This is a genomic window from Salinirubrum litoreum, assembly GCF_020567425.1.
In the GTDB taxonomy this organism is placed as follows: domain Archaea; phylum Halobacteriota; class Halobacteria; order Halobacteriales; family Haloferacaceae; genus Salinirubrum; species Salinirubrum litoreum.
Genome location: NZ_JAJCVJ010000001.1, coordinates 147,440 through 164,571 on the forward strand (window position 1 = coordinate 147,440; position 17,132 = coordinate 164,571).

General features: G+C 68.3%; 16 protein-coding genes. 10 read left to right on the forward strand and 6 right to left on the reverse strand.

Features of this window, described 5'->3' with window-relative positions:
* The first annotated feature begins 211 nt into the window (after positions 1-211).
* Positions 212-1,963 (forward strand): vWA domain-containing protein, encoded by a 1,752-nt coding sequence (locus LI337_RS00670; protein WP_227227783.1) that lies wholly within the window; start codon positions 212-214, stop codon positions 1,961-1,963.
* A gap of 231 nt (positions 1,964-2,194) precedes the next feature.
* Here LI337_RS00670 and LI337_RS00675 read toward each other — a convergent pair whose 3' ends face one another.
* From LI337_RS00675 to LI337_RS00685, 3 genes are all read right to left on the reverse strand, one after another.
* Positions 2,195-3,796: a GTPBP1 family GTP-binding protein gene (locus LI337_RS00675; RefSeq protein ID WP_227227784.1), complete on the reverse strand. Its 1,602-nt coding sequence runs from the start codon at positions 3,794-3,796 to the stop codon at positions 2,195-2,197.
* 164 nt (positions 3,797-3,960) lie between these two features.
* On the reverse strand, positions 3,961-4,782 hold the full coding sequence (locus LI337_RS00680) for a ZIP family metal transporter (RefSeq protein ID WP_227227785.1): 822 nt from the start codon (positions 4,780-4,782) through the stop codon (positions 3,961-3,963).
* Between the two features lie 76 nt (positions 4,783-4,858).
* A complete protein-coding gene (locus LI337_RS00685) occupies positions 4,859-5,551 on the reverse strand; it encodes an SDR family NAD(P)-dependent oxidoreductase (RefSeq protein WP_227227786.1) in 693 nt (230 codons plus the stop codon).
* 180 nt (positions 5,552-5,731) lie between these two features.
* Between LI337_RS00685 and LI337_RS00690 the strand changes: the two genes are divergently transcribed.
* Together LI337_RS00690 and LI337_RS00695 are read left to right on the forward strand one after the other, a co-directional pair.
* Complete coding sequence (locus tag LI337_RS00690) at positions 5,732-5,914, forward strand: hypothetical protein (protein ID WP_227227787.1); 183 nt, start codon at positions 5,732-5,734, stop codon at positions 5,912-5,914.
* A gap of 77 nt (positions 5,915-5,991) precedes the next feature.
* Positions 5,992-6,633: a DUF6517 family protein gene (locus tag LI337_RS00695; protein ID WP_227227788.1), complete on the forward strand. Its 642-nt coding sequence runs from the start codon at positions 5,992-5,994 to the stop codon at positions 6,631-6,633.
* A gap of 1 nt (position 6,634) precedes the next feature.
* On the opposite strand, the gene LI337_RS00700 is transcribed toward LI337_RS00695, so the two are convergent.
* Together LI337_RS00700 and LI337_RS00705 are read right to left on the reverse strand one after the other, a co-directional pair.
* Complete coding sequence (locus LI337_RS00700; protein WP_227227789.1) at positions 6,635-7,009, reverse strand: thermonuclease family protein; 375 nt, start codon at positions 7,007-7,009, stop codon at positions 6,635-6,637.
* Between the two features lie 71 nt (positions 7,010-7,080).
* Complete coding sequence (locus tag LI337_RS00705; RefSeq protein ID WP_227227790.1) at positions 7,081-7,551, reverse strand: DUF5793 family protein; 471 nt, start codon at positions 7,549-7,551, stop codon at positions 7,081-7,083.
* Positions 7,552-7,841: 290 nt separating this feature from the next.
* Here LI337_RS00705 and LI337_RS00710 point away from each other — a divergent pair, with 290 nt between their 5' ends.
* The 3 genes from LI337_RS00710 to LI337_RS00720 all read left to right on the forward strand — a co-directional run bounded on the left by LI337_RS00710 (position 7,842) and on the right by LI337_RS00720 (position 12,372).
* Positions 7,842-8,339: a DUF7549 family protein gene (locus LI337_RS00710; protein WP_227227791.1), complete on the forward strand. Its 498-nt coding sequence runs from the start codon at positions 7,842-7,844 to the stop codon at positions 8,337-8,339.
* 79 nt (positions 8,340-8,418) lie between these two features.
* Positions 8,419-10,290 carry an ATPase, T2SS/T4P/T4SS family gene (locus tag LI337_RS00715; RefSeq protein WP_227227792.1) on the forward strand — a complete coding sequence of 624 codons (1,872 nt, stop codon included), beginning with the start codon at positions 8,419-8,421 and terminating at the stop codon, positions 10,288-10,290.
* A gap of 9 nt (positions 10,291-10,299) precedes the next feature.
* The gene (locus LI337_RS00720; RefSeq protein ID WP_227227793.1) at positions 10,300-12,372 is read left to right on the forward strand and encodes a type II secretion system F family protein; all 2,073 of its coding nucleotides are present in this window, start codon (positions 10,300-10,302) and stop codon (positions 12,370-12,372) included.
* On the opposite strand, the gene LI337_RS00725 is transcribed toward LI337_RS00720, so the two are convergent.
* Positions 12,365-12,550, reverse strand: a complete 186-nt coding sequence (locus LI337_RS00725; protein ID WP_227227794.1) for a hypothetical protein — start codon at positions 12,548-12,550, stop codon at positions 12,365-12,367. The genes LI337_RS00720 and LI337_RS00725 overlap by 8 nt on opposite strands.
* Before the next feature lie 37 nt (positions 12,551-12,587).
* Between LI337_RS00725 and LI337_RS00730 the strand changes: the two genes are divergently transcribed.
* From LI337_RS00730 to LI337_RS00745, 4 genes are all read left to right on the forward strand, one after another.
* Complete coding sequence (locus LI337_RS00730; RefSeq protein WP_227227795.1) at positions 12,588-13,253, forward strand: class I SAM-dependent methyltransferase; 666 nt, start codon at positions 12,588-12,590, stop codon at positions 13,251-13,253.
* 145 nt (positions 13,254-13,398) lie between these two features.
* Positions 13,399-14,421 carry an NAD(P)/FAD-dependent oxidoreductase gene (locus LI337_RS00735; RefSeq protein ID WP_227227796.1) on the forward strand — a complete coding sequence of 341 codons (1,023 nt, stop codon included), beginning with the start codon at positions 13,399-13,401 and terminating at the stop codon, positions 14,419-14,421.
* Between the two features lie 288 nt (positions 14,422-14,709).
* A complete protein-coding gene (locus LI337_RS00740; RefSeq protein WP_227227797.1) occupies positions 14,710-15,945 on the forward strand; it encodes a glycosyltransferase in 1,236 nt (411 codons plus the stop codon).
* On the forward strand, positions 15,945-17,051 hold the full coding sequence (locus LI337_RS00745) for a glycosyltransferase family 4 protein (RefSeq protein WP_227227798.1): 1,107 nt from the start codon (positions 15,945-15,947) through the stop codon (positions 17,049-17,051). The genes LI337_RS00740 and LI337_RS00745 overlap by 1 nt, the downstream gene beginning before the upstream one ends.
* Positions 17,052-17,132: the final 81 nt, after the last annotated feature.

The window sequence follows — 17,132 nt, forward strand, 5'->3', positions numbered from 1 at the left end:
TCGGACCGAACCGTCGTTCCGACATATCCGGAAAGGTCGCCTTGCAAACTCGGTGCTGTCTCTCGGTATTCTCGTCGTACTGTCGGACTACCGGCCGCTTAGTCCACCCCGAAGCGGCGCTTAGGTAAGACCCCTCCCGACGTGGCTATGCTCGTCCGACCGGGCCTCGTGACTCCAGACCGGAGTCGCCGACGCTCGGGACACCTTCACCATGACACACGAACCGTACACCGTCTCACGCCGGTCGGTCCTCGCGGGCCTCGGCACCATCGGTATCGCCTCCGCCGGGGCCGGTCTCGGCACGACCGCCTTCTTCAGCGACGACGAACAGGTCTCCGCCTCCCTCGAAGCGGGCCGGCTCGACCTCAAACTCGACTACCGCGCGACCTACGTCCCCGGCAACCGCGCCACGCCCTTCGACTCCGTCGGCGTGATCCCCGACACCGACCTCGACGGCGACGGGAGCGACGACCGGTACCTCCTCGCGCAGGTGCCGGACCTGCGGTACGACTCCGGCGAACTGGCTGGCAGACCCCTCTCCGAGCAGGACTGGGGCGACGCGGTCAAGCCACTCGGCTGTGACGACGCGAGCTTCGTCGACGGCGAGGAGGGCGTGATGTTCGCACTCGACGACGTGAAGCCGAAGGACGAGGGCGAGTTCACGATCAGCCTCCACCACTGCGACAACCCCGCGTACCTCTGGCTCCGCGGCGAAGCGACCGCCGAGGACGAGAACGTCGCCTACGAACCCGAGCTCACGGCCGGCGACGACGAGGGCGCGGTCGGCGAACTCGCCGACTACCTCTACGTCGAGGCGTTCTACGACACCGACTGCGACAACCGGAAGGACCCCGACCGCGCGGTCGACATCGCACTCGCTATCGACGTGTCCGGCTCGATGCTCTACCCGCAACACGGCGGTCTCGTCGCCGACCCGGACGGCGACACGCCCAACAACCGCCCGGACGCGCTCCGGACCGGCACGGCAGACGCTCGCTACACCGACGACACCTACAAGATCGACCTCGTGGAAGACGCCGCCAGCGACTTCGCCCAGCGCGTCTTCGCTACGACACTCGACGCACAGCTCGGCGTGGTCTTCTTCGGGACCGCCGACAGCGCGGACGACTTCGTGCCGGGCGATTCGAGTACCAGCAGACCTGCAGTGCGCTCCAGCGCGCTCTCGGACGACGCGAGTGCGGTGGGCACGACGCTCTCGGACCTCCGGTACGAGGTCGCCGGACCGGGTCGAACTGGCACCGACCTCCCGGTCGGCATCGCCACGGCCCAGTCCCTGCTCGACGCGGGCCGGGCAGACGCCGAGAAGGTCATGATCGTCCTCGGCGACGGTGGCCAGGACGGCACCAGCGGCGCGGTCGGTGAAGCCGACGCCGCGAAGGCCGCCGGCACGCGCGTCGTCACCATCGCGTTCGGTGCGAACGCGAACGAGGGTCTCCTGCGCAGACTCGCCAGCGAACCGAAGGAGGAGAACTTCTACGACGTGCGGGCCGATCTGGACGCGCTCGAAGCCGCGGTCGGCGACGCCTTCACGAGCATCGTGCTCGATCTGGTCGGCGACGTGCGCTTCTTCCGTGGGTCGCTGTCGGCGTTCCTCGCCGTGGTCGGGTCGGGTGTCCCGTTCGACCCGGTCGGCGTGCTCGATCCCGAGGCGGACGGGCCGGTCTGTGTCGATCCGGGCACGAACTGCATCGCGGTGGACTGGTACCTGCCGTGCCTCCCGGAGGAGTTCGCCACGCTGGTCTCCGACGCCGACGTCCCGGACGCCGACGAGGACGGTGTGGTGACGCTGGCCGACGAACTGGCCGCGAAGGGCCTCCCCTTCGAGACCGACGACTCGATCAACGTCGTCCAGACCGACAGCGTCGCGTTCCGGATGGCCTTCGCGGCGGTCCAGTGCCGGCACAACATGGACAACGCGAACCCCTTCGTGCAGGCCGCCTGAGCCGACCGCCGACGATTTTTCCGACGCCAGTCGGGTGACGACCGACAGCGAGACACCGAGCGACCCGTGACTGCGACGTGATGGATCGCAGACTCGGGTGGGACCGAGAGGGGCCGGCGATCTCGTGAGAGAACGAACGAGACGCTGGAGGCTCTCGTCTCTCGTCGGTCACCGTTCCGGGTAGACAGAGTTCACCCCACGACCCGATTCGGCACCGACCACGACACACGACTACTGCTCGTGAACCTCACGAACGGTGCCGACACCCTTGCTCTGTCCCTCCCGGAAGACGAACCGCTGGCCCTCCTCGATCAGGTACGGGCGGAACTTGAACTCGATCGTCGCACGCCCGGTGTCGCCCGGCAACAGTTGCCCGCCGTCGGGGTAGAAGACGACCGCCTCGCTGATCGTCTCCAGGTGGACGACCGGTTCGTAGCCGTCGCCGATGCGGGTCGGGTGGTTCAACACCATCACCTCGGCCTCGAACGACCGGATCGCCGGGGGTGCCGCGTCACGCGGGACCAGCACCATCCCGCGTTCGATCTCCGGTTCGCTGACGCCCTTCAGCGCGATCCCGACGATTCTCCCGGCCTTCGCCTCGTCCACGCGGTGGTAGTGCATCTCGATGGACCTGACTTCGACGTCGCGGTAGGTGCCGTCCGGCATCGGCCCCAATAGGAGTTCGTCGCCGGCCTCCACGGTCCCCGAGTTGATGGTCCCCGAGGCGACCGCGCCGACGCCCGTGACGCTGTAACTCCGGTCGACGTACATCCGGAACTCGCCGGCGTCGTCGGTCGTCTTCGGGAGCGTCTCGAACATCCGGTCGAGGTCGTCGAGGCCCTCGCCGGTCACCGCACTGGTGGCGAGGATGGGGACGACCGACTCGTTGATCTCCTCGACGGCGGTCTCGACGCCGTGTCGGTCCACGAGCAGGGGTGTCTTGCCCACGTCCCGCAGCAGTGCCTCGACCTCCCGTTCGACCTCCAGTGCGCGCTCCTCGCTGACGGCGTCGACCTTCGTGATCGCCACCACGGTCGGGAGTTCGGTGGCGAGCAGGATACCGAGATGTTCGCGCGTGGTCTTCGTCGGCCCGTCGTCGGCCGCCACCACGAGCAGGCCGTAGTCGAGTTTCTGGCCGACGAGGCCCCGGATGGTCGTCCGGAGCCACGGTTCGTGACCGACGGTGTCCACGAAGGAGACGAGTCGGTCGGCCTCCTCGACGATGCGGGCGCGGTCGGACTTCCGGTCGGGGTTGTCCATCCGGACCGGTCCCTCGTCGTCGAAGCCGTAGACGCCGTACGAGAGGTCGGCCGACAGGCCACGCTCGACCTCGTGCGGCTGTACGTCGAGGTAGCTCCGGGTGCCGCCCTGTCCGTCGTCGGCCTGCCCGGTCACCAGCGAGCCGACGAGCGTGGACTTGCCGTGGTCGACGTGGCCGGCCGTGCCGACCACGATGTGGGCGTCGTCGGTCTCCAGCATCGCGCCCTCCCGGATCGTGGCGACCCCGACCAGTCCGTCGTCGCCGGCCGGCCACGTCTCCACGTCGTCGATGTGTGCGCCGGCCTCCTCGGCGAGTAACGAGAGGACGTCCATCGACTCCGAGAACTCGGCGCGGGGGATGCCCGCGATGCCGCCGTCGTCGGTGACGCCGACGACGTAGGTCGCCTCGCCGTCGCCCGAGAGCACGCGGTGGCGCAGTTGCGCCGCGAGGCTCTCCATCCGGCCGTCTGCGAGGTGGATCTCACGCGAGAGCCGTTCTTTGAACTCGACGTGACCGCCCTCCTCCTCGCCGTGTTCGAGGGCGTCTTCTAACACCGCCCGGTCGGCGCTCATGAACGTCGGTAGGGAATCGGGGTTGATAGCCCTTTTCGTGGGTGAGAATAGTTAGCACAGAAATATCCGGAGGTGGTGATGCGTGACTCGCCGGGTTCGTCGTGTCGTGAGGTGCGACCGGCGCGGTCGAGGACGGTGGCGGTCGAGGACGGCCTCCGCTCTCCTCACGCGAGCGCGAGCCACGCGACGAACACCGCGAGACCACCGAGGCCGGTGCTGGCGACCGCGTGGACGCGCAGACGGTCTAAGAGCGCGTGCGCGTCACCGTCCACCGTCAACACGTCGTGGACCTCGCTCCCGAGTTCACACCGGGGGAGGAAGTCCATCGCCACGTGGAGGAAGACCCCGGCCGCGAAGCCGAAGACGACGCCTCTGATCGCGCCACCGGCCGGGAGGCCGACGAAACTGGCGAGGATGGCCGTCAAGCCGACGCCGGTCGCCGGGAGGAGCAGGACGGTCCAGTCGCCACCCTTGTCGGCGAGTCGGCTCGCGGCGGCGTAGCCCGCCGGTCCCTTGTGCGAGACGATGGCGAGCCCGAGCGTCAGCCCCAGTTCGGGCATGTTCCCGTAGACGATACCGATGATCGCGCCCGCCGACAGTGCGTGGGCCGACAGCTCTGCGACGGTGCGGTCCATCGGCAGATCGAGATGCGAGAGGCGGTGGCCGACCGTGTGGGAGGCGAACCCCAGGAGGAGTCCGAGCGCGATGCCGAACCCGCCGTACTGCGTGTGGTGGCCGATGGCCTGCGGGACGAGGAAGACGGCGGCGCTCGTCACCATCGCGCCGCTGGCGAGACCGTAGCCCCAGACGAGTCGATTGGCGTGTTCCCGGCGTGCCCGCGCCCCGAGCGGTGCCGCGACCGCCATCGCGGCGAACGCGACCCACGAGATGCCCAGCAGTTTCCACTGACCGGCACCGGCCGCGAGCACGGAGAGGAGCGCCAACGTGACGACTGCGGCCACGCCGACGCGTGAACGACTACCCATGTTGCTAACTCCCTCGCTTTCGTTAATAAGGCCGTCGGTCGTCGACGGCCGTCCGTCGGATCGGCGGCCGAGACGGCTACCGGGTCGCGCGTTTCCACGCCTTCAGATCGACGACCTCGCCGTCGAACTCCTCCGGATCGGCGTCGGTCGCGGCCCACCGGAACATCGGTGCCACGTCGGCCGGGTCGCGCCCCTGCCCGCCGGAGAGGTCGGTGGCGACGTAGCCCGGATCGACCGTCAGGACGGTCGCGTCCAGATCGACCGCGAAGCCCCGAACCAGTGCCTCCGCGCCGGCCTTCGAGACCGCGTAGCTCCCCATGCCGGGCTTCGCCTCGCGGGCGATGGAGCCGGAGGGCACGAGGATACGAGCGTCCTCGGCGAGGTGCGGGACCGCTTCGGTGACCGTCGTGAAGACACCCCGGACGTTGGTGCGCATGGTGTCGTCGAACCGGGAGTACGACTCCTCATGCAGGGGCATCTCGCCGGGCGCGCCGTGGTTGATGGCGGCGTTGGCCACCAGCACGTCGATGGGTCCGTGGATGCGCGCGGCCTGTTCCATCAGTCGCTCCACGTCGTACTCGTCGCGCACGTCGGCCCGGAAGCCGCCGGCCTTCCCGCCGGACCCTGTGATCTCGTCGGCGACCTCGTTGACGGCCGACTGCTCGCGGGCACACAGGACGACGTGTGCTCCTGCGTCTGCGAACTCGCGTGCCACTGCGCGTCCGATGCCTCGACTGGCTCCCGTGACCACGACCGTTTTCCCGTCCATGGGTTTCGGTAGGGCGGGCCGGACCTAAAGGTGCGGTTCGACACCCGGCACCGGGCAGTGTCCGAGCAACGGCGGGAACCTGACGGGCGACACCCCACGAACGACGACCCGCGACGCACCCAGAGCCACCCGCACCTTTATCAAGCGGGCTGTGAAATCTCCGCGACGAGGTGGCAAAATATGCCCGTACTGACGCCCGACAACACGAACGCGCTCGCCCACCGTGTCGCCGGGGACTCCCTGATCTACGAGTGTCCGAACTGTGAACACGGCGAGATTCTCCTCACCGACCTGATCGAGAACCCCGACGCCAAGTGCCTCGACTGCGGGACGCGCTACCACCTCTACGTCGAGGAAGTCTGAGCCACCGGAACCGCCGTCCTCTCTCTGTTCTCCGCGTCCGACGCTACAGTGATGCTCTCGGCGGTCGTGACAACTGTATGCAGTTCTCACGCTCACGCGTCAGCCTCGCGGTCGCGCTTCTCGTCGTTCTCGCGGGCTGTACCGGGACGCTCGCGGAGTTCAGTTCCGAACCGGCTGTCGTCCCCGAGTCGGCGCTGTCGGGCGGCTACGTCCACGGGAACACGACCGACGTGACCGTCCCGCTCGGCTTCGCGCTCGGTCCAGTCTCGCGCGACGTGCGCCTGACGGGGTGGGTCTCCGGTTACTCCAAGACCACCGACGACGACATCGCGCTGCTCGCGGTCGTCAGCACGCCGGACGCCGAGTTCGAGGGCCAGTCGCTCAGTCCGGTCGTCCACCTCTCCGACCCGGAACTCGTCTCGTGGACGCTCGACAGACTCGCCGAGACATCGGTGCAGGGTGGGATCGCACCCGACGTGACGGGGCTTCGAGTCCTCGACACCGAGACGCGAACCGTCCTCGGGACGCCCACCGAGGTCGTGACCTACACCGGCACCGCCGAGGTGGAGGGCGAGTCGGTCGCCGTGGTGCTCCACCTCGCGGTCGTCAGCCACGAAGGGGACGTGATCGTCGCTCTCGCGGCGCACGACCCCGATCTGGACGAACGGGAGGCCCTGCTGGCGCTGATGGAGCGAATCGAACACGAGGGGAAGGAGTGACTCACTCGTACTCGATGTCGTCGAAGTTCGCCCGGAGGTCGTCTGCGAGGTCGGCACCGTCCGCTCGCCGACTGATCGAGACGAGGTAGCGTCCGTACTTTCCGGTTCGATCCTTCGTCGTCTCGGCGACGATGGGCCACTTCCCGTCGTACTCCCGTTCGGCCGTGTCGAACCACGACTCCACGAACAGGCGTTCCTCGGTGCCGCGCTGGAACTCCTCGGACTCGCGCGGCTGGCCGGATATCTCGTGGGTGTCGATGCCCTCCAACCGGACGCGTAGCTCTCGCGTGATGTGGAACCCCAGGTCCAGTTTGAGGTCGTAGGTGTCGCCGTCGACGACGTTCACGCGCCGCCCCTGGTACTCGAACAGTGCCATGCGTGACGTTGGCGTGCCACGCTACTGAACGTTGTCACGGACGACCCGGAGAAACGCCGTCGGCCCGACGGTCAGAGTTCGACGCCGGAGGGGATCAGACTTCGCGCCCGCAGGAGACTCCCGTCTTCGTCGTAGACGAGGAACATCGACTTCTCGTAGGACGTGACGAGGTCGCCGTCGACGCTGATCTCGATCCGGTACTTGCCGTCGTCTTCGCCGACCGACTCGGCGTACTCGCGTGCCGACCGGATGAAGTCGAAGACGTTGCCCGCCTCCTCGTTCAGTTCGAGGAGGAAGTCACCGTTCGTGCGGTTCGTCAGACTGACGACGCCGGTCGTCTCCGGGTCGTCCGCCGGTCCCTGCAACCGGAAGGCGGCGTCGGTCTCCGAGGCGTCCAGTAGCTCCCCGTCGAGACCTGTGAGGCGCTCTCGAAGGGTGTCGGAGGGACCGTGGAAGTCGATCATCACGGTCGGTTTCCCCGAGGTGTCCTCACCGGACGAGCCGACGTTGTGTACCTCCAGTTCGAAGTAGTCGCGCCTCATTCGCTACCGATGCTTGGAGTTGCGGCGGTATGAACGTAACGACCCCGACAAGGAGTCACACAGCGCCGAGGAGGGTCGCGGTCGCCCCTCGTGAGCGGTGCGACCGGGCGCGGCTCTCGTGCACGGTTCGACCGGGGCCACCTCTCGTCAACGACTCGGTCGGGCACCCGCAAAACGCTCTGCCGTCGGGTGATCCCTCGCCGAGCGCTATCCCGTCGGGTGGTCACCGGCCGAGCGCTGGCCCGTCGAGAGACGGTAGCTTTTACTCCGGACCGGCCACGAGTCGGGGTATGTGGGTCCGTTCGGAGTACGCCGGTGAACTCGCTGTGCTGTCTGCCTGGTTCGCGGCGCTGTTGCCGTGGAACGTCTCGTACGTCGGTGACGTGCTCGGTGGCTCCGCGTTGTTCGTCCGGTTTCCGTTCTTCCAGGTTCGCTTTCTGTTCGACACCGCGTTCGGCCCGCCGGTCCGGTTCCTGACGCTCCCGGCGGCACTCGACCTCCAGCGTGGCAACCCCATCGAACTCGCCTACCAGGTCTGGGCCGCCGGCGCGGTCGTCGTCGCCCTCGCGGTCGGCCTCTCGGTCGCGTACTACCTCGCCGAGGACCGCCTGGACGCCACTCTCGATCCGGTCCGACTGATGGGCGGTCTGCTCGCCCTCGGCGGCGTGGTGTTCGCGGTCGCCGTCGTCCTCCTCGCTACGCGCGGATTCGGCGGGATACCGGTTCCGGTCGGCGTCGTGTTGATGCTCGCGCTGGCGGGGAGCTTGCTCGGTGTCGAGCGAACGTGAGGCCGTCACGACGACTGAAGTGGTCCGGCGTGACGGCGCGGATTTATTATGGTGTCGTCGCTACGTGGTAACGAACTGAATGTCAGGAGACACGCACGGTGGGTCGGAGAGTACCCTCGGCTCACTCCGGCGGCGACTCGCCCGGACGGTCGAGATGCTCCGTGGCTCCGAGATCGACGTGCAACCGTTCGCGCCGGGCGAGGACGGTCCACTGGCGGAGTTCGACGTGCCGCCCGACCACCGCGAGGTGGATCGCTACTGGGTCAACGCGCCGTACGCCTACGTCGTCATCACCTACGACGAGTCGGAGAGTGAACACGCCTACCACGCCGTCGAACCGGAACTCGACGCCTTCGAGCGCGACCTGCTCTCGCGGGTCCGCGAGGACATCCGCGATCCGCTGCTCTTCCGCCGGGAGACGGACACGACCGCCGAGACGACGCTCCGAGAGGAACTGCGCGATCTACTGGAGAGCTACGGCGTCGAAGCCGAGATGGACACCTTCTACAGTCTGCTGTACTACCTCGTGCGCGACTTCCAGGGGTTCGGGCGCGTCGATCCACTGCTGCACGACCCCGGCATCGAGGACATCTCCTGTGACGGCTACGACCTCCCGCTGTTCGTCTACCACGCCGACTACACCGACGTCGAGACGAACGTCTCGTTCGGGAGTGAGGAACTGGACAACTACGTCGTCCGCCTCGCCCAGCAGTCCGGCCGCCACATCAGCGTCGGCGACCCCATCGTCGAGACGACACTCCCGGACGGTTCGCGTGCGGAACTCGCACTCGGCGAGGAGGTCACGCCGCGTGGCTCCGCGTTCACCATCCGGAAGTACGCCGAGGAACCGTTCACGCCGCTCGATCTGATCGAGTACGGCACCTTCTCGGTCGAGGAGATGGCGTATCTCTGGCTGGCCATCGAGCACAACAAGTCGATCCTCATCGCCGGCGGCACGGCGTCGGGAAAGACGACGACGATGAACGCGGTGTCGATGTTCGTCCCGCCGCGCGCGAAGGTGTTGACCATCGAGGACACCCGCGAACTCGCGCTGTACCACGACAACTGGCTCTCCTCGGTGACGCGCCAGCGACTCCACGAGGGGTCGGACATCGACATGTACGACCTCCTGCGCTCTGCGCTGCGCCACCGACCGGAGTACATCATCGTCGGCGAGGTACGCGGGGAGGAGGCGCTGACGCTGTTCCAGGCGATGAACACCGGTCACACGACCTTCTCGACGATGCACGCCGACAGCGTGGAGACGGTCATCAACCGACTGGAGAACGAACCGATCAACGTCCCCCGTGCCATGGTGCAGTCGCTCGACGTGCTCTGTATCCAGACGCTGACCCGGTTCGAGGGCGAACGCGTCCGGCGCTCGCAGGCCATCGCCGAGATCGGGGGGATCGACAACCGGACCGGCGAACTCGACTACTCGACGGCCTTCTCGTGGGACGCCGGCACCGACACCTTCTCCCGGAACGACTCGTCGCTGCTGGACGAGATCCAGTCGGAACGCGGCTGGAGTCGGTCCCAACTGTTGCGGGAACTCCGGAACCGCGAGACGTTCCTCCGATCGCTCTCGGCCCTCGGCGTGGACGACTTCCGCCGGTTCACGGCGCTCGTCAACGAGTACTACGCCGACAGCGAAGCGGTGCTGACGCGGCTCTCGGAGGCGGAGGCGGTTGCCGACGAGACTGTTCCCGACGTGCCCGGCGAGAGTCGTGATGGCGACGACGGTGCGGAGAGAGGCGACGACGACAGTCCGCCCGAGCAGCCGACAGACGACACGACCGCGGGCGACTCGTGGGAGTTCGAGACCGCCGAGCCGTCGCCGGTCGAGGACGGCCACACCGGCACAGAGGAGCCGAGACACGGGGACGACCACGCCGACGCGGGTGAGTCGGGGGCCGAGGACAGGCCGACCGACTCGCCCGAACAGGACTGACGACCGACGATGCTCTCCCTCTACCTCCCGCTCGTCGCGGCCTGTTGTCTCGCGGCGGTCGTCCCGCTGGCGTCCGTCAGCCGGTGGACGAACGTCCTCGTCTCGCGGGCCGCGCTGGGGCTGTTCGGCGACTACGTCTCCGGTGACTCACCCCGGAAGCGTCGCCAACACCGGAAGCTACAGGCCGCTCACGTCCCGACGACGCACCGCCTGTACGCCGCCCGGACGCTGTCGTACGCCGGCCTGTTCGGCGTCGTCGGGAGCGTCGTCGGCGTCTACGCGCTGGCCGGACTGCTGGGGCTGCTCCAACTCAGCGAGTCGGCCGTGCGGGACGCCCTCCCGAGCGCGTTCGACTTCCTCGCGTCGGCCGCCGCACTCCCCGAGGTCGCCGCCGGCGAACTGTTCGTCCTTCTGCTCGCGTCCAGCGCGACCGTCGGTGCCGGCGCGGCACTGGGCACCTACTGGGCCCGTTGGCAGTGGCTCGACCAGCGTGCCAGCGCCCGCGCCGCCGGGATCGAGGCGACACTGCCCCGGACCGTCGCGTTCGTCTACGCCCTCTCGGGGTCGGGGATGTCGTTCCCGCAGGTGCTGGAGACGCTGACGCGCAACGAACGCGTCTACGGCGAGGCGGCCAGAGAGGTCGGGGTCGCGGTCCGGGACATGAACACCTTCGGAACCGACGTGTTGTCGGCCCTGCGGGCGATGTCGCGCCGGACGCCCAGCGACGGGATGGAGGAGTTCGGCGAGAACCTCTCGTCGGTGCTCGGAAGCGGCCGGAGCCTCTCGTCGTTCCTGCGCGAGCAGTACGAACGCTATCAGGAGGAGGCCGAGGCGCGACAGGAGCAGTATCTCGAACTCGTCTCGACCTTCGCGGAGGTGTACGTCACCGTCCTCGTGGCGGGGCCGCTGTTCTTCATGACCATCCTCGTGGTCATCGGCCTCGTGCTGGCGGACACCCTCGACATCGTGCGGTTCATCGGCTACGTCGGAATCCCGCTGGCGACGGCCGGCTTCGTCGTCTACATCGACAGCATCACCCGGTCGCTGCGAACGCCGAGCGAGACCGACGGAACCGAACGGCAGGTAGGTGTCGACGAGACCGTCGGTGCCGGTATCGCAGACGGCGGGGAGATCGCGGACCGGTGGCAGCCGAACCGCGAGCGACTGGCCGCCTACGACCGGTTTGCGCCACTCCGCGACTGGGTCACCGACCCGCTGGGGACGCTGATCGAACGACCTGCTGGGAGTTTCGTGCTGACGGTTCCCCTCGGGGTGGTCTGGGTGCTGAGTCGGGTCGACCCGGTGTCGACCGCACCGATGGATCTGGTGGTGGCCTTCGACGGCCCCGTCGTGGAGGCGACGATCGCCGTACTCGGACTGTACGCGGTCGTCTACGAACTGAAGAAGCGTCGGACGCGGCGAGTCGAGCAGGCGGTGCCGGACTTTCTGGACCGACTGGCGAGCGTGAACGAGGCCGGGTTGACGGTCGTCGAGAGTCTCCACCGCGTCGGCCAGACCGACCTCGGGGCGCTGTCGCCCGACCTGCGCAGACTCCGGCGGGACATCGAGTGGGGCGCGAACGCCGAGACGGCGCTGGCCCGGTTCGAGCGCCGGGTCGAGTCGCCGATGGTGACGCGGTCGGTGACGCTCATCACGAACGCGATGCGGGCGTCAGGCGACATCTCGCCGGTGCTCCGCATCGCGGCCGACGAGGCGCAGGGGACGCGGCGACTCCAGAAGGAGCGCCGACAGGAGATGGTGACGTACCTGCTCGTCATCTACATCTCCTTTTTCGTCTTCCTCGGGATCATCGCGGCGCTGACGGTCTCGTTCATCCCGGCGGTCGAACAGGCCAACGTCGGGATGGGCCAGACGGGCCAGCAGTTCTCGACGGGCTTTCTCGGGACGATCCAGAGCGTCGACACCGACGCGTACGAACTCGTCTTCTTCCACACCGCCGTCCTGCAGGGTATCTGTTCGGGACTCGTCGCCGGACAGTTGGGTGAAGGGAGCGTGAAAGACGGCGTGAAACACGCGACCATCCTCCTGCTGTTCACCGCTGTCGCGTTCCTGTTCATCTGACCGAGGCCGGTCGTCGGGAGACTCCCGTCTCGGCCGCAGTCGACATCCGGGAGGTCTCTACCGACGGCGCCATCGACATCCGGGAGACCTCTGCCGACAGCGCCATCGACATCCGGGAGACCTCTGCCGACAGCGCCATCGACATCCGGGAGACCTCTGCCGACAGCGCTATCGACATCCGGGAGGTCTTTGCCGACCGCCACAGAGTCGGTTGTATGGACACGCGGGCGACCTACGACCGGATCGCGGCCCACTTCGCACAGACGCGGGAGTACCCGTGGCCCGAAGTCGAGTCGTTCGTCGCCGAGACCGTCACCGAGGAGACCGACCGCGCCCTCGACCTCGGCTGTGGCAACGGCCGCCACGCGGAACTGCTGGCCGACCACGCGACCGAGGTCGTCGGCCTCGACGTGAGTCGTGGACTGCTGGGAACCGCCAGCGACCGCGCGACCGAGCGTGGATTCGCGGTGGATCTCGTGCAGGGTGACGCGAGTCGCCTGCCACTCCGGGACGACACGTTCGACCTCGCGGTGTACGTCGCCACGCTCCACCACCTGCGTCCCCGCGAGGCGCGCGTCGCCAGTCTGGACGAACTCGCCCGCGTGCTCACACCAGACGGACGCGGTGGACGCGGCGGGCGCGCACTCGTCAGCGCGTGGAGCACCGCCCACGACAAGTTCGACGCGCCCCCGGACACAGAGGTCGGCTTCGGCACCGAGGTCGACTGGACGCTCCCCGGCGGCGAGACGGTCCCGCGCTTCTACCACATCTACGCGCCCCGCGAGTTCGAGGCGGACCTCGCCGAGAGCGACTGCCGGATCGTCTCGTGGGAGATTTCCAGCGGGAACTGCTACGCGGTCGTCGGTCCCGGCGAGGACTGAGACCCGGTCGAGAGTGGCACGGGGCGTCGTCCAGCGAGACACCACACGCCGCCGAGCGTGGTACGTGAACACACGGCGGGGCGGCGGCGAAACTGCACGAGAGCTATGCGTTTAAACGGCTCCGAGACCTACGATTGTCCACGAAATGACGGACGAACACCAGCCGGACTCCTACGAGGTCGTCGTCGTCGGTGGCGGACCCGCCGGCCTCCAGACCGCACTGTACACGACACGACTCGGCCACGACACGGTCGTCGTGGACCGCGGCGGCGGGCGGGCCGCGATGATGCTCGACACGCACAACGTGATCGGGGTGCCCGAGTCGGTGTCGGGCAACGAGTTCCTGGAGACGGCCCGCGAGCAGATCGAGAGCTACGGGGCTGACGTCCACCGCGATCTGGTGACCGACGTCGAGCGCCGGCCGGACGGCCGGTTCCACGTCACCGCGAACGACCGCGAGTACCTCGCGGACCGCGTCGTGCTGGGCATGGGCTTCGCCGACGAGCGACCGGAGCCGCCACTCCCCCGGACGGGGAAGGGGCTCCACTACTGCCTGCACTGTGACGCCTACATGTTCGTGGACGAACCGGTGTACGTGATGGGCCACGGCGAGTCGGCCGCCCACGTCGCCATGATCATGCTGAACTTCACCGACGAGGTGGACGTGCTCCTGCGCGGCGACGACCCGACGTGGAGCGACGAGACGGACCGCCTGCTCCGGGCGCACCCGGTGGACGTGATCGACGACGAGATCAGCGGGATGGAGAAACGCGAGGACGGCTGGCTGGCCGGCTTCGAGTTCGAGGACGGCACCTTCCGGGAGTACAAGGGCGGGTTCGCCATGTACGGGTCGGACTACCACACCGACCTCGCGGTCGACCTCGGCTGTGAGTTGAACGACGACGGGACGGTCGCGGTGGACGACGCGGGCCAGACGTCGGTCGACGGGGTCTACGCGGTCGGCGACATCACGCAGGGACACAACCAGATCCCGGTCGCGATGGGGAAGGGGGCACAGGCCGGCATCGACATCCACTACGACCTCCGGGAGTTCCCCAAGAGTCTCGAGGAGATCGAGAGCGAGGGGCCCGTGGGCGTGGAGGACGTGCCCGGTATCTCGCCGCGACTGCGCGACGCGGCGCGGTCGTTCGGGACGAGCGACGACTGACGTCGGTGTCCGTGTGCTCGGCCCACGGGATGACCGCTGTCTCCAGTCGGGCTCGCCGGCGCGGTTGCCCAGACACGACGTCCCGAGGCGAGTCACGGTCCCCTCCGGTGATCAGTCGCCTCTCACACCTCTGGCCCTACTCACCCACTCTCTTTCCCCGACTCTACTCACCCACTCTCTTTCCCTGGCTCTACTCACCCACTCTCCTCTCCCGACTCTCCCGACTCACACGCGCATCCCTCCTCACAGACCGTCGGTCTTTACCACCCGGCCCGTCTATCGCGCCGCATGAACGCGCTGGTGGTCGCAAGCGCCGTCCTCGTCGCGGTCACGAGCGCCCCGTATCTCGCCTTTCTCGCACTCTACGCGGTCGTCCGCCCGGCCGGGTCTCCGGCCGACAAGCGCGACGACTGGGAACCGACGGTCAGCGTCGTGCTCCCGACGTACAACGAAGCCGAGATCATCGAACACAAACTCGCCGACATCTGCGCACTGGAGTACCCCCTCGACAAACTCGAGATCGTCCTCGCAGACGCCTCGGACGACGGGACGCCCGAGGTCGTCCGCGACTGGATGACGGCGCGCGAAGCCGCCGACGAACCGACGCCCGACCTCCAGATCCGCCACGACGACGAACGCCGAGGCGTCGCACCCGCGCTGAACGACGCCTTCCGGGCGGCCTCGAACGAGGTGATCCTCCGCACCGACGCCGACTCGGAACTCGCCGCGGACGTGCTCCGGGAGGCAGTCGCGAACCTCGCGGACCCGGCAGTCGGCGCGGTGACGGGCCGACAGTCCGACGTGCTGGGCGAGAGCCGAGTCGAGGCCGACTACCGGAACATCCTCTCGAAGTTGCAGGGTCTCGAATCGCACCTCGACTCGACGTTCATCTTCCACGGGCCCTGCTTCGCCTTCGCCCGCGAGGACTTCGTCCCCATCGACCCCGCGTCGCTCGCGGACGACACCGAGGTCGCCCTGCGCATCCGCCGGGCGGGCAAGCGCGTCGTCATGGACCCGGCACTCAGATTCACCGAATCCGGCGTCTCCGACTTCCGGAAGCGCCGCCAGCGGAAGGACCGGCGGGCGATGGGCCTCGTCAGACTGCTCGTCCAGCACCGCGACGCCCTCGGCAAGTACGGGCGGTACGGCCGGGTCGTCCTCCCGTTCAACTGGTGGTTCATGCTCGTCTCGCCGTGGCTCGTCGCGGTCGGTACCCTCGTCGTCTCGGCGGCCGCCGTCTCGGTCGCCGGTCCGGTCGGTCTCGTGGTCCCGGCGGGCGTCCTCGGATTCGGCTACCTCGGCCAGCGCGACTCACTCGGTCCACTCCAGCCGATCTACGCCATCCTCGACTCGTGGGTCTCCCTGCTGGTCGCGCAGGTCCGCCTCCTGCGCGGCGAGGGTGACGGCGTCTGGGAGATCGACCGGGAGTCCCGCGAGGCGTTCCTCGCTGGCGAAGACGGAGACGACGACTCGGCGGGCGACGACAGGGCCACGGAAAATCGCGGTGCGGAGGGACAGGACTGATGCACGTCCTGTTCGTGACGACCCGCTACCCACCACACACCGGCGGCGTGGAGCGTCACGTCGCCGAACTCGCCGAGGGACTCGTCGCCCGTGGCCACGAGGCGACGGTCCTCACCGCCGACGCCAGAACCGCAGACGCGCCGCGCCGCCAGCGAAGACGTGGCGTCAGGGTCCGGCGTCTTCGGGGGCTCGCTCCCGGTGGCGCGTTCCACGTCGCGCCGGCACTCCTCGGTGCGGTTCGCAACGCCTCGGCCGACCTCGTCCACGCGCACAACTACCACTCGCTGCCGGTTCTCTTCGCCGCGCTCGGCACCCACGCACCCGGCTTCGGCTCCGACACTCCGCTGGTCGTCACGCCGCACTACCACGGCGCGAGCGCATCCGACCTGCGGGACCGCCTGCTGTCCGGCTACCGACTCGCGGGTGGCTGGGCGCTCCGACGGGCCGAGCGCGTGATCGCGGTCAGCGACTGGGAGCGTGCTCGCCTCGCCGACGACTTCGGCGTCCGGGCGACTGTGATCCCGAACGGACTGGACACAGAGCGGTTCGCCGACGCAGAAGCTCCGTCACCGGACGACGCGACCCACCCGGCCGGTGGTCGGCCGTACGTTCTCTCTGTCGGTCGACTGGCGGAGTACAAGGGCGTCCAGCACGTGATCCGGGCCCTGTCGAACCTCGACTACGATCTGGTCGTCGCCGGCGCCGGCGACTACGCCGACGACCTCCGGGCCGTCGCCCGCGAGACCGACGTGAGCGACCGGGTTCACTTTCTCGGCTACGTCCCCGACGACGAACTGCCGACTCTGTACGCCGGGGCGTCGGCGTTCGTCACCTGCTCCGGCTTCGAGGCCTACGGCATGACGGTCGCCGAGGCACTCGCGTTGGGGACGCCCTGTGTCGTCCGGCGGGCCGGCGCACTGGTCGACTGGATCGACCGCGACGACTGCGTGGGCGTGGGGACCGAGTCGGGCGTCTCGCCGGACGAGGTCGCCGACGCGGTGCGCGAGGCTGTCGTGCTGGACGCGCCGAGCGAACCACTGCCGACGTGGGACGAGGTAGTTGACGCGACCGAGACGCTGTATCGGGCGGTGCTGGGATCGGCGTAACTGGTGTACCGGGCGGTCCTCGTATCAGCATTATTGCTGTACCAGGCGGTCCTCGAATCGGCGTGAGACGGGAGAGAAGAA